General features: G+C 59.7%; 12 protein-coding genes. 9 read left to right on the top strand and 3 right to left on the bottom strand.

What is annotated here, in order from left to right:
• Positions 1-38: 38 nt before the first annotated feature.
• On the bottom strand, positions 39-800 hold the full coding sequence (locus Q1A20_RS08300) for an NAD kinase (protein ID WP_299916725.1): 762 nt from the start codon (positions 798-800) through the stop codon (positions 39-41).
• Between the two features lie 220 nt (positions 801-1,020).
• Here Q1A20_RS08300 and glyA point away from each other — a divergent pair, with 220 nt between their 5' ends.
• The 3 genes from glyA to Q1A20_RS08285 all read left to right on the top strand — a co-directional run bounded on the left by glyA (position 1,021) and on the right by Q1A20_RS08285 (position 3,702).
• On the top strand, positions 1,021-2,316 hold the full coding sequence (glyA, locus tag Q1A20_RS08295; RefSeq protein WP_299916724.1) for a serine hydroxymethyltransferase: 1,296 nt from the start codon (positions 1,021-1,023) through the stop codon (positions 2,314-2,316).
• A 140-nt stretch (positions 2,317-2,456) separates the two neighbouring features.
• The gene (locus Q1A20_RS08290; protein WP_299402837.1) at positions 2,457-2,867 is read left to right on the top strand and encodes a cupin domain-containing protein; all 411 of its coding nucleotides are present in this window, start codon (positions 2,457-2,459) and stop codon (positions 2,865-2,867) included.
• Positions 2,868-2,943: 76 nt separating this feature from the next.
• Positions 2,944-3,702, top strand: a complete 759-nt coding sequence (locus Q1A20_RS08285; protein ID WP_299916723.1) for a YHYH protein — start codon at positions 2,944-2,946, stop codon at positions 3,700-3,702.
• Positions 3,703-3,707: 5 nt separating this feature from the next.
• Here the strand turns inward: Q1A20_RS08285 and Q1A20_RS08280 are convergent, their stop codons facing one another.
• Complete coding sequence (locus Q1A20_RS08280; protein ID WP_299916722.1) at positions 3,708-4,082, bottom strand: hypothetical protein; 375 nt, start codon at positions 4,080-4,082, stop codon at positions 3,708-3,710.
• Between the two features lie 77 nt (positions 4,083-4,159).
• Between Q1A20_RS08280 and Q1A20_RS08275 the strand changes: the two genes are divergently transcribed.
• The 3 genes from Q1A20_RS08275 to carB all read left to right on the top strand — a co-directional run bounded on the left by Q1A20_RS08275 (position 4,160) and on the right by carB (position 9,308).
• Entirely contained in the window at positions 4,160-4,918 is a 759-nt protein-coding gene (locus Q1A20_RS08275; protein ID WP_299916721.1) for an alpha/beta fold hydrolase, read from the top strand.
• A 185-nt stretch (positions 4,919-5,103) separates the two neighbouring features.
• A complete protein-coding gene (locus Q1A20_RS08270) occupies positions 5,104-5,769 on the top strand; it encodes a VPLPA-CTERM sorting domain-containing protein (protein WP_299916720.1) in 666 nt (221 codons plus the stop codon).
• A gap of 179 nt (positions 5,770-5,948) precedes the next feature.
• Entirely contained in the window at positions 5,949-9,308 is a 3,360-nt protein-coding gene (gene carB, locus Q1A20_RS08265; RefSeq protein WP_299916719.1) for a carbamoyl-phosphate synthase large subunit, read from the top strand.
• 26 nt (positions 9,309-9,334) lie between these two features.
• Here carB and Q1A20_RS08260 read toward each other — a convergent pair whose 3' ends face one another.
• Positions 9,335-9,712 carry a hypothetical protein gene (locus Q1A20_RS08260; protein ID WP_299854354.1) on the bottom strand — a complete coding sequence of 126 codons (378 nt, stop codon included), beginning with the start codon at positions 9,710-9,712 and terminating at the stop codon, positions 9,335-9,337.
• A gap of 82 nt (positions 9,713-9,794) precedes the next feature.
• On the opposite strand from Q1A20_RS08260, the gene Q1A20_RS08255 reads away from it, so the two are divergent.
• From Q1A20_RS08255 to Q1A20_RS08245, 3 genes are all read left to right on the top strand, one after another.
• Positions 9,795-10,523 (top strand): Crp/Fnr family transcriptional regulator, encoded by a 729-nt coding sequence (locus Q1A20_RS08255; protein WP_298973845.1) that lies wholly within the window; start codon positions 9,795-9,797, stop codon positions 10,521-10,523.
• A 93-nt stretch (positions 10,524-10,616) separates the two neighbouring features.
• Positions 10,617-10,904 carry a hypothetical protein gene (locus Q1A20_RS08250; protein ID WP_299402824.1) on the top strand — a complete coding sequence of 96 codons (288 nt, stop codon included), beginning with the start codon at positions 10,617-10,619 and terminating at the stop codon, positions 10,902-10,904.
• A gap of 110 nt (positions 10,905-11,014) precedes the next feature.
• Positions 11,015-12,139, top strand: coding sequence for a beta-ketoacyl-ACP synthase III (locus Q1A20_RS08245; RefSeq protein WP_299402823.1), 1,125 nt, complete (start codon positions 11,015-11,017; stop codon positions 12,137-12,139).
• The last annotated feature ends 9 nt before the right edge of the window (positions 12,140-12,148 follow it).

The following is a 12,148-nucleotide window of genomic DNA, read 5'->3' as shown; positions in this document are numbered from 1 at the left end:
CCCGCGCGGTGCCGCGGGACCGATATCGGGCGTTTGGATCACGTGAATTGCTCGTTGATCAAACGTTCCTCCAACCCATGACCGGGATCGAACAGGATGCGGTGCACCACGCTGGGGTCTGATCTGATTTCAACACTGGTGACGCCCATGACTGAATTGGCATCGGCTTCGGCCATCACAGGGCGCTTTTCGGGCTCCAATACGTCAAAGCGCACCACGGCCTTTTTGGGCAGGAGCGCGCCGCGCCAACGCCGCGGGCGAAAGGCGCTCATCGCCGTCAGCGCCAGCACTTCGGAGCCAATGGGAATGATCGGCCCGTGTGCGGAGTAATTATAGGCAGTGGAGCCTGCCGGGGTGCTGACCAGTGCCCCATCGCATACCAGCTCTGCCATGCGCAGACGCCCGTCCACCGTGATCTTGAGCTTGGCGGCTTGCGGTCCGGAGCGCAGCAGGGAGACCTCGTTGATGGCCAATGCCTCGGTCATCGCACCGTCAGCACATACAGCGGTCATGCTCAGCGGGTTCAGCTCCGCCTCTTCTGCGGCTTGCAATCGCGCGGGCAGGTCGGTTTCCGAATAGGTATTCATCAAAAACCCGATGGTGCCGCGGTTCATGCCGTAGACCGGCGTATCTAGGCGCTGCACATCGTGGAGGGTTTGCAGCATGAAGCCGTCCCCCCCGAGGGCGACAATCACATCGGCCTCTTCGAGCGTCACATTGCCATAGCGCGTGATCAGAGCTGCCCGCGCGGTTTGTGCAACCTCGGCACGACTGGCGGTAAAAGCGATCTTAGGGGCCATGCATGTTTCCGATCCGGGACTTTGTGATCCGAAACAAGCATATATCGGCTGCCATGGCCAGCATGCCCCTCAATACCACCTTTAGGCTGGATTGCGCCGGGGCATCCAGCATTCTATGAACGCCGCACAGGATCATCCACTGGTCGCTTTACACTCTTTCCGAGCGGCTTAGTTTCCGATAGGAAACAACATCTTTACTCTTTTGACAGGGAGACTGCCCATGAACGCCCCGCACCGCGCCCCCGGCTTTTTCACCAAATCGCTGGCTGACAGTGATCCGGAAATCTTTGCCTCGATCACCGATGAGCTTGGTCGTCAGCGCGATGAGATCGAATTGATCGCATCCGAAAACATCGTATCCGCTGCCGTGCTTGAGGCGCAGGGGTCGATCATGACGAACAAATACGCGGAAGGCTATCCCGGGCGCCGCTATTACGGTGGCTGCCAATACGTCGACGTGGCCGAAGAGCTGGCGATTGAGCGGGCGTGCAAGCTTTTCGAATGTGGTTTTGCCAATGTGCAGCCGAACTCAGGCTCTCAGGCGAACCAGGGTGTATTCCAGGCGCTGTTGCAGCCAGGCGATACAATCCTCGGCATGTCGCTGGACGCAGGCGGTCACCTGACCCACGGCGCCAAGCCCAACCAGTCCGGCAAGTGGTTCAACGCGGTGCAATACGGCGTGCGCAAGGAAGATAATCTGCTGGACTATGATCAGGTCGAAGCGCTGGCCAAGGAGCATCAGCCCAAGATGATCATCGCCGGCGGCTCGGCCATTCCACGCCAGATCGATTTTGCCCGCATGCGCGAGATCGCCGATATGGTGGAGGCCTATTTGCATGTGGACATGGCGCATTTCGCCGGTCTGGTGGCGGCGGGAGAACACCCCTCGCCGTTCCCGCACGCGCATGTGGCCACAACCACCACGCATAAGACCCTGCGCGGGCCACGGGGCGGCATGATCCTGACCAATGACGAAGCGCTGGCCAAGAAATTCAACTCGGCGATCTTCCCCGGCATTCAGGGTGGCCCGCTGATGCATGTCATTGCAGGCAAAGCCGTCGCATTTGGCGAGGCGCTGCGCCCGGAGTTCAAGGACTATATCAAGCAGGTGATCGTCAATGCGCAGGCGCTTTCGGATCAATTGATCAAAGGCGGGCTCGATACCGTGACCCACGGCACCGACACCCATGTGCTGCTGGTGGACCTACGCCCCAAAGGCGTGAAGGGCAACGCCACAGAAAAGGCCCTGGGCCGCGCGCATATCACCTGTAACAAGAATGGTGTGCCATTTGATCCGGAGAAACCCATGGTCACCTCTGGCATCCGCTTGGGGTCTCCGGCGGGCACAACACGTGGGTTCGGCGAGCCGGAATTCCGCCAGATTGCCGATTGGATCATCGAAGTGGTCGATGGGTTGGCGGTGAATGGCGAAGACGGCAATGCCGCCGTTGAGGCCAAGGTCAAAGAGGAAGTTGCGGCGCTTTGCGCCCGTTTTCCGATGTATCCAAACCTCTGAGAGAAGTGGCATTGGCGACTACAAGCTGCCCCACTATCAAAACGGCTCCGGTTTGCGGACCGGGGCCGTTTATGCTTGCTTGAGGGCCGTGCTTCGGGTCACATTTGACATGCAATGCTTCCGACAAAATGGGTGGTTCGATGGACGTCACACGCGCAGGTTCAAAACCGTCAGAAACAGGTCCCGCAGACTATTTTACCGGGGCCGTGCGGATGGACCCGGTGATCAGCGCCCCGGAGCCCGCGCGCCTGCGTGCTGTTATGGTCACCTTTGAGCCCGGTGCGCGCACAGCTTGGCACACGCATCCCTTGGGTCAGACCCTGATCGTCACCACCGGCGTCGGGCGTGCTCAAACCGAGGGCCAGCCGGTGCAGACCATACGCCCGGGCGACGTCGTCTGGATCCCGCCTGGAGAAAAACACTGGCACGGTGCAGCACCGGATACCGGCATGAGCCATCTCGCGATGCAAGAAGCCCAGAATGGTGTTGCGGCGGTCTGGATGGAGCAGGTCAGCGAGGCAGATTACATGCAGGCAGCCGAAGACGGCTGAGAATTTCTTGCGTTTCCGCGACGGAAATCAGCCGCCGCCGCGTATCACTCCTGTCCAACAGATAGGAGGTCCCCTTATGCGCTCCCCATGGCCTGCCCCGCTGCTGCTGACAGCTGTCGTCGTGCTGCTGGGTGTAATTGCAACAAGCGGCTTTGCCCGGATTGAAAGCCAGATAAATGGCTCGGAACGGTGCATCCAATCAGATGGCTTGCCCGATCACGCGACCGGACAATTCCCTAATTCCGGCAACCCCAACAGCATCAAACCGCAAAGCATTTCCGTTTGCATCACCACAACCCCTGAACGCGGTACGCGCGCGCACCCTGTGCCTGTCACCGGTATCGCCGAGAATGGTGTTTTGATACGACCCGGCACCGCAGATTACTACGACGCCAGCAGCCCGCGGGGCCATTCACGTGATCGCAGTTCCGGATGGAACCTTGACGGGATGGGCGCGCGCGATCTTTTGGGGCTGGACGATCAGAATGCCCACGTCGGGCCAGATGGTCTGTATCACTACCACGGCGTGGCCCCGGCCCTTGCAGGCACCAGCGACGATACGCTGATTGGCTGGGCTGCGGATGGGTTTGAAATTCACTACCTCGGCGATGCGGGCCGCTCCAGCTACATGCTGCTGCCTGGCGCCCGCGAAACCGCGCCCGGCGGCGCGCATGATGGGACGTATAACGAAGACTGGACCTATGTCCCGGGGGCGGGGAACCTGGATGACTGCAACGGAGGCATGATCGACGGGCAGTACGTCTATGTTGCAACGGATACCTATCCGTTCTTTCCGCGCTGCCTTTACGGCACGGACATCACACGCATCAAATGATCCGCTCAGACAATACCGCGCATGCGCAGAAAGACCACGAAGGCCACAAAGAGCAGGATAAAGTTGAAGGCAAGCACCGCCAGGATCGATAAGATGCGTCCGCGGCGGGCATCCGCGCGGTCAATTGTTGCCAGATAGTCGGATACATGCTCGTAGGCGCGGGCGATTTGGGCCGCATCATACTGGCGGGATATCTTGATGTTGTCGCGCACGGCGTCGGCCTCGGCCAGCAGGTGCGCGTGTTCGCGAATGCGACGCGGCAACCGCCGCCCGGCGCGTCGCACACGGTGGGCAAGTGAGCGTCCCTTCACGCCGAGGCGCTTTTCCAACGCCGCGCTCAGGTTCTGCGCCCTGGTCTCAATATCTAACGGGTCCTGCATTGCGGCACCCTAATCACCCGCGCGCAAAAGGTGCAATAGCACTGGCACCAACGCCTCAAATCCGCTAGCCCTTGCGCATGCTCACCTATTCAGAATTCGGTGCCCAGGATGCGCCCACCGTCCTGATCGTTCACGGCCTTTATGGGTCAGGACGCAATTGGGGGGTCATCGCCAAACGTCTGTCAGATGTGGCGCGCGTGGTAACGGTAGACCAGCGCAACCATGGTCACAGCCCCTGGACCGATACCCACACCTACGCCGACATGGCCGGTGATCTGGCAGAATTGATCGAGCATCTTGGCGCACCGGTCCACGTGGTCGGTCATTCCATGGGGGGCAAGGCGTCCATGGTGCTGGCGGTGCAGAACCCGCAGTTGGTGGACCGCCTGATCGTCGCCGATATCGCCCCCGTGGCCTATAGCCACAGCCAAATTCAGTTCATTACCGCCATGCGCGCCGTGGACCTTTCCAGCATCACCCGCCGCTCGGAGGCCGAAGCGCAACTGGCGGAGCAAGGGGTTGAACCCGCGCTGCAGAGTTTCTTCACGCAGTCGCTTGATGTGCCCCAAAAACGGTGGCGTCTGAACCTCGATGTGCTTGCGTCCGAAATGGACGGTATCCTGTCCTTCCCGGACCTGTCAGGCCAGTTTGACGGGTCCACCCTGTTCCTGTCGGGTGCCGCGTCAGATTACGTCCTGCCCGCCCACCGGCCGCAGATCAAATCGCTCTTTCCGCAGGCACGTTTTGCGAAATTGCCGGATGCCGGTCACTGGCTCCACGCAGATAAACCCCGCGAATTCGAAGCCGCTTTGCGCACCTTTTTGAAACTGGCCTAGCCGGAACCGACCAGTTTCCGGATCGGGAACAATGGGCAATGCGGCATCCATCTGTTGCGGCCATACACCCAATTTTCTTCGTATTTTCCGGAAATTGACCATAATTCTTGCAATCAGCTCCAAATGAGGCAGGGTAATCGTCACGGGTTGTGACAAGCGGTCCTGTTAGGAGTTTGGGGAAGATAATGCGTAACCTCTTTACCTTGGTGTTCTCAGCCGCGCTCGGCCTGACCGCAGCCGTTGGTGCGTCCTCACTCGGGTTTGGCACGTTCACGGTAGGCGACAGCGTTGCGGGCGCACAAACGGCCAGCGCGCAGTTCAAATTCAACGCTGAAAATGCGGAGTTTGGCGCAACAGGTGGCGATGTAAATGTGCAATTGGCCCCCTTCTCGGACAGCACCATTTCATTCTTCGAAGTGAATTCCATTGGCAAACCCTTCGAATTCCAATCCATCGACATCTTTGCTGAAGACGGCATTGACGAAGACGTGAAGTTTGTCGGCTTTCTGGACGGTGCCGAGGTCGTTTCGGAAGTCTTGAATTTGCTGGGCGGGCCGGTCAGCTTTGCGCCGGGCAGCTTTGTCGGCAAGCCGATTGATCAACTGCGGATCGGGTCTGTGGCGTCCTTCGGAGGTGGTTCCGGTGGCTTCGGGGGTGCTGGGGGCGGCGGTACGGCCCAACGCGCACTTGTGCAACTTGATTTCTCCGAGGATCAGGATGGCGACGCGCCGGTGGTCCTGGACAATCTGGAACTTGCCGAACTTGCGGCGGTACCCGTGCCCGCGTCGATACTCCTGTTTGGCACGGCGCTGGCTGGTTTTGGCGTGATGCGCCGCCGCCAGAAAACCTGACACCTGCCAAAGTCGGGACTGTTTGGGCGACCTGTTGAGGGTCGCCTTTTCGTTTGTCTTGCCAATGTCGTCCAATAACGCCGCTCAGGGCCATTCAGCCCTTGCGCACCGCCCGCTCTTGCCTATAACGCAGGACAATTTGGACGCACGGGGGTGTCCAGAACATGAGGGGCCGGACCATGCCAAAAAGAACCGATATCAAATCGATCATGATTATTGGTGCAGGTCCTATTGTCATTGGTCAGGCCTGCGAGTTCGACTATTCCGGTGCACAAGCCTGCAAGGCGCTGAAGGAAGAAGGTTACCGGGTCATCCTGGTCAACTCCAACCCCGCCACGATCATGACCGACCCCGGCCTTGCCGACGCCACCTATATCGAGCCCATCACCCCCGAGATGGTCGCCAAGATCATTGAAAAAGAACGCCCTGATGCGCTGCTGCCGACCATGGGCGGTCAGACCGGGCTCAACACCTCACTGAGCCTCGAAGAGATGGGCGTTCTGGACAAATTCAACGTCGAGATGATCGGCGCCAAGCGCGACGCCATCGAGATGGCCGAAGACCGGAAATTGTTCCGCGAGGCGATGGACCGGCTGGGCATCGAAAACCCCAAGGCGGCGATTGTCACCGCCCCCAAGGATGCAAACGGCAAGAAAGACCTCGCCGAAGGTGTTCGGCTGGCGCTGGAGACGCTGGAAGAGGTGGGCCTGCCAGCCATCATCCGCCCCGCCTTCACCATGGGCGGCACCGGCGGCGGTGTGGCCTACAACCGCGATGATTACGAGGCGATCTGCCGGTCCGGTATGGATGCCTCTCCCGTGGGTCAGATCCTCGTCGACGAGTCGCTTCTGGGTTGGAAAGAGTTCGAGATGGAGGTGGTCCGCGACACTGCCGACAACGCCATCATCGTCTGCTCCATCGAAAACGTCGACCCGATGGGTGTGCACACGGGCGATTCCATCACCGTGGCCCCCGCGCTGACGCTGACCGACAAGGAATACCAGATCATGCGCAACCACTCCATCGCGGTGCTGCGCGAGATCGGGGTGGAGACGGGCGGTTCCAACGTGCAGTGGGCGGTGAACCCCGACGATGGCCGCATGGTGGTGATCGAGATGAACCCGCGGGTGTCGCGCTCCTCGGCGCTGGCCTCCAAGGCAACGGGGTTTCCCATCGCCAAGATCGCGGCGAAACTCGCCGTGGGCTTTACGCTGGACGAGCTGGACAATGACATCACCAAGGTCACGCCCGCCTCTTTTGAGCCGACCATCGACTATGTGGTCACCAAGATCCCGAAATTTGCCTTTGAGAAATTCCCCGGCAGCACGCCGGACCTCACCACCGCGATGAAGTCGGTGGGCGAGGCCATGTCCATCGGTCGCACAATCCATGAAAGCATGCAGAAAGCGCTGGCCTCGATGGAATCCGGGCTGACCGGATTTGATGAGATCGACATCCCCGGCGTTGGGGTTGGCCATTGGGACACAGACGGGGCCGACCGTGCCGCCATTGTCAAAGCGATCAGCCAGCAAACACCTGACCGCTTGCGCACCATCGCGCAGGCCATGCGCCACGGCATGTCCGATGAAGATATCCACGGCGTGACCATGTTTGACCCATGGTTCCTGGCCCGCATCCGCGAAATCATCGACGCCGAACGTGAGTTGCGGAAAAACGGCCTGCCGGTCACCGAAAAAAACCTGCGCATGCTCAAGATGCTTGGGTTCACCGACGCGCGATTGGCCCATCTGACCGGACGGGATGAGACGAATGTGCGCAAGGCACGCCTGAACCTCGGGGTCACCGCCGTCTTCAAGCGTATCGACACCTGCGCGGCTGAATTCGAAGCGCAGACGCCCTATATGTACTCGACCTATGAGAGCCCGGTTTTCGGCGAGGTCGAATGCGAGGCGCGCCCCTCTGCCCGCAAAAAAGTGGTCATTCTAGGCGGTGGACCCAACCGCATCGGGCAGGGGATCGAGTTTGATTACTGCTGCTGCCACGCCTGCTACGCGCTGACCGATGCGGGCTATGAGACGATCATGGTCAACTGCAACCCGGAGACGGTTTCAACCGACTATGACACCTCCGACCGGCTTTACTTCGAACCGCTGACCTTTGAACACGTGATGGAGATCCTGCGTGTGGAGCAGGACAACGGCAATTTGCACGGCGTGATCGTGCAGTTTGGCGGTCAGACCCCACTGAAGATTGCGCAGGCCCTGCATGCCGAGGGCATCCCGATCCTCGGGACCACGCCCGATGCCATTGATCTGGCCGAAGACCGCGAGCGGTTCCAGCAGCTGGTGCAATCCCTCGGGCTCAAACAACCACATAACGGCATCGCGCATTCGGATGCTGAAGCGCTTGAAATCGCTGCAGATATCGGGTTTCCCCTGGTGATCCGCCCCTCCTACGTGTTAGGCGGCCGCGCGATGGAAATCGTGCGCGATCAATCTTCGCTCGAACGCTATATCACCTCCGCTGTGGTTGTTTCGGGTGACAGCCCCGTGCTGCTCGACAGCTATCTCGCGGGCGCGGTGGAATTGGACGTGGACGCGCTCTGCGATGGCACAGACGTGCACGTCGCAGGCATCATGCAGCACATCGAGGAAGCGGGTGTGCACTCAGGCGATTCTGCCTGCTCGCTGCCGCCTTACTCCCTGCCGCGTGACATCATCGCCGAGGTCGAAAAACAGACCCACGCGCTGGCGAAGGCGCTCAATGTCGTGGGCCTGATGAACATCCAGTTCGCGATCAAAGACGGCGAGATCTATCTCATCGAGGTCAACCCCCGCGCCTCGCGCACCGTGCCCTTTGTCGCCAAGGCAACCGACAGCGCCATCGCGTCTATCGCCGCGCGCATCATGGCCGGTGAACCCCTGAGCAATTTCCCGCAGCGCGCGCCTTATGATGCAGACGCGGCCTATGACGCCACGCTGCCCTTAGGCGACCCGATGACGCTCGCGGACCCGAACATGCCCTGGTTCTCCGTGAAAGAGGCCGTGCTGCCCTTTGCCCGATTCCCCGGCGTCGATACGCTTTTGGGTCCGGAAATGCGCTCCACCGGCGAGGTCATGGGATGGGACCGCGACTTCCCCCGCGCGTTCCTGAAGGCGCAGATGGGGGCGGGTACGATTCTGCCCTCCAAGGGCTGCGCCTTCCTGTCGATCAAGGACATGGACAAAACCGACGACATGCTGTCAGCGGCGCGCATCCTGCTCGATCAGGGTTTCACACTGGTTGCCACCCGCGGCACCGCCAAATGGCTCGCCGATCACGATCTGGCCTGCGGTGTGGTCAACAAGGTTTACGAAGGTCGCCCCGACGTGACCGACATGATGAAAGACGACGCCATCCATCTGGTCATGAACACGACAGAAGGCGCGCAGGCGGTCGAAGACAGCAAATCCATCCGCTCCATTGCGCTCTACGACAAGATCCCCTATTTTACGACAGCTGCAGGCAGCCATGCAGCAGCATTGGCGATCCGCGCTCAAGCAGATGGGGATGTGGGGGTTAAGGCGCTGCAGGGGTAAATAGAGGCCAAGGCCCGACCTGGCCCCTATTCCACCTCGGCCCGCTGCGGGCCATTTGCCTCCATCAAGCGGCGCACAGCGTCAATCACCTGCGCCTGGGTGAACGGGCGCGACAGGTGTTGCCAATGCGGAAACTGAGACCGATCGCGCAGATCGAGCGTTATAACCGCGCGTTCATCCAACCATGCGAGCTCTTGCCCAGATACGTCGAGGGCACCGCCGCGCGCCGCCGCAACAAACAGCAACGCAGGATCAAAGTCCCCGCGTGACACGTCACGGGCATCCCCAACCGTTTCGAAAATCCTGCAGACCGATCCGGCCTGCCAATAGGCGAAGGTATCCGCGATGTCCTGAGACACCAGCGGATCGCCCCCAATGATGCCAACGAAAAGTGTTTTGTCCAATGCGCAATCTCCGGTTTCCAAGCGCAGCATGGAACCCTTTTCGCCTTCTTGCATTAATCTATGACATAGCAAGGAGAGATTTATGACGACTGACTGCACGGCATGTCCGCTTCGCAGGCAATCATTTTTTGACGAGATGACTCAGGATGAACTCGACAAGACCAAACGCTTCAAATCGGGTGAACTGGCCGTCGATCCGGGCACGCCGATCTTGATGGAAGGGTCGAATGCGCCGCAGCTCTATACCGCCCTGCGCGGCATGGGTTTGCGGTACAAAACGTTGCCCGACGGGAACCGCCAGGTGGTTAATTTTATCTTTCCGGGGGATTTCATCGGCCTGCAGGCTGGGATGCTGGGCGAAATGGGCCATTCTGTCGAGGCGACAACGCATATGACGCTTTGTGTCTTTGACCGAGGTGATTTTTTTGACTTCTTCCGCAGCTCAACCTCGCGCGCGTTCGACATTACCTGGCTCGCCGCGACCGAAGAGCATTTTCTGGGGGAGACCCTGACCACTGTTGGCCAGCGCGACGCATTGACGTCGGTTGCATGGGCGCTTGTGCGGATGTTCCAGCGTGGCGACGCGCTTGGCATGGTGCAAAACGGCACGATGCCCTTTCCTTTCAAACAACAGGATATCGCAGATGCGCTCGGGCTCTCCCTGGTACACACCAACAAGACGCTCGCGCGGTTGAGAGAGCGACAGTTGGCGGTTTGGTCCGATGGCACGTTGAAAATACACGATCTGGGTGCGCTTGCAGAGGTCGCAGATCTGGAGCTGGAGGCCCTCAGAACGCGGCCTCTGATTTGACAATTTCAGCAAAACGCAGCCGTATGGGCGTGGATTATTGGCCTCTGCAGGGGCGCCATGCGATGCTCGGATTGGAATTGCAAAGGAAACTCCATGCGCTTGATCATTGCCGCCAGCCTCGCCCTTTTGAGCGCTTGTGTTCCAGTGCCTGACCCTGCGACCACGGGATTACCGCTTTTTGGCAACGGCTACCGTTTTGAGGGCGATATCTGCCGTCGCGTGGGAGAGGATGATTTCACCAACCAGTTTCTGGATGACGCCGCCGATCTTGTGGCCTGTCCGAGCGATGCGGAAAACATCGGTGTTTTTGTCACCGACACCGGCGCCCGAGAGGTCGGTCGACGCGACGGCTATACGCTGTTCTCGGTGCCCATCCGCTAGCGGCACAGCTGCGTCGAAACACCTGCCGACGCTGCGTCACCCTGACCGGCACAGCTTGACGCGCTCTTTGGTTTGCGTGCAAAACGGTCCATCCTGTTGGAGGCTCAAAGATGTATACACCCGCGATAACCGGCACCGGTGTCTTCACACCGGAGAACGTGATCACCAACGCAGAACTGGTGACCGCATTCAACGCCTATGTGGACCTGTTCAATGCGGAGAACGCGGCAGAGATCGCCGCAGGATCCGTGTCGGCAAAGGAGTATTCCTCAGAGGAGTTCATCGTCAAAGCGTCGGGCATCAACCAACGCTGTGTGATTGATAAAAAAGGCGTACTCGATCCAACCGTGATGCATCCGCTGTTGCGGCAGCGCACGGATGAGGAGCCTTCACTGATGGCGGAAATGGGTCTGGACGCCGCGCACCAAGCGTTGCAGATGGCCGGTAAAACAGCACAGGACGTCGGGCTAGTCATCTGTGCCGCCTCCAATATAGAACGCGCCTACCCGGCCGTCGCAATCGAGATACAGCAACTGCTGGGTGTTGAGGGCTTTGCCTTTGATATGAATGTGGCCTGCTCGTCGGCAACCTTCGGCATTCAGGCGGCGGCGGATATGGTCAGATCCGGCAGCGTCAAAAGTGCACTTGTGATCAACCCGGAGATTTGTTCCGCGCATCTGGAATGGCGCGACCGCGATTGCCATTTCATCTTTGGCGACGTCGCAACGGCCACCCTGATCGAACGCAGCGAAGATGCGTCGGGTGCTTTTTTCGAGATCAAATCGACCCGCTGTGCCACCGAGTTTTCAAACAACATCCGCAACAACAACGGCTACCTGCGCCGCTCACGCCCGGATGGGATGGCAGACCGGCGGGACATGCAATTCATGCAGAACGGGCGCAAGGTCTTCAAAGAGGTGTTGCCGATGGTGTCCGATCATATCGCAGCGCATATGAGCGACGAAGGCGTAAAAGCGGACGACCTCAAGCGCCTTTGGCTGCATCAGGCGAACAAGACGATGAACGACTTCATCGGGCGCAAGGTTCTGGGGCGGACGCCTGAACCACAAGAGCAACCCAACATTTTGCAGGACTATGCAAACACCTCCTCCGCCGGGTCGATAATCGCCTTCTCAAAGTATTCGGATGACATGACGGACGGTGATAAGGGGCTGATATGCTCATTCGGCGCCGGGTACTCGGTCGGCTCCGTCCTTGTTGAACGGCACGGCTGACGGGCGACC

This window comes from uncultured Roseobacter sp. (genome assembly GCF_947501835.1).
Taxonomy (GTDB): domain Bacteria; phylum Pseudomonadota; class Alphaproteobacteria; order Rhodobacterales; family Rhodobacteraceae; genus Roseobacter.
Note: the sequence above shows the minus strand (reverse complement) of the source record. Positions and strands in the feature narration are given on the sequence as shown.

Coding starts and splice junctions, on each gene's coding strand:
- Q1A20_RS08300 (WP_299916725.1), bottom strand. CDS start 800: ATGGCCCCTAAGATCGCTTTTACCGCCAGTCGTGCCGAGGTTGCACAA.
- Q1A20_RS08285 (WP_299916723.1), top strand. CDS start 2,944: ATGCGCTCCCCATGGCCTGCCCCGCTGCTGCTGACAGCTGTCGTCGTG.
- Q1A20_RS08280 (WP_299916722.1), bottom strand. CDS start 4,082: ATGCAGGACCCGTTAGATATTGAGACCAGGGCGCAGAACCTGAGCGCG.
- Q1A20_RS08290 (WP_299402837.1), top strand. CDS start 2,457: ATGGACGTCACACGCGCAGGTTCAAAACCGTCAGAAACAGGTCCCGCA.
- carB (WP_299916719.1), top strand. CDS start 5,949: ATGCCAAAAAGAACCGATATCAAATCGATCATGATTATTGGTGCAGGT.
- Q1A20_RS08255 (WP_298973845.1), top strand. CDS start 9,795: ATGACGACTGACTGCACGGCATGTCCGCTTCGCAGGCAATCATTTTTT.
- Q1A20_RS08250 (WP_299402824.1), top strand. CDS start 10,617: ATGCGCTTGATCATTGCCGCCAGCCTCGCCCTTTTGAGCGCTTGTGTT.
- Q1A20_RS08270 (WP_299916720.1), top strand. CDS start 5,104: ATGCGTAACCTCTTTACCTTGGTGTTCTCAGCCGCGCTCGGCCTGACC.
- Q1A20_RS08245 (WP_299402823.1), top strand. CDS start 11,015: ATGTATACACCCGCGATAACCGGCACCGGTGTCTTCACACCGGAGAAC.
- Q1A20_RS08275 (WP_299916721.1), top strand. CDS start 4,160: ATGCTCACCTATTCAGAATTCGGTGCCCAGGATGCGCCCACCGTCCTG.
- glyA (WP_299916724.1), top strand. CDS start 1,021: ATGAACGCCCCGCACCGCGCCCCCGGCTTTTTCACCAAATCGCTGGCT.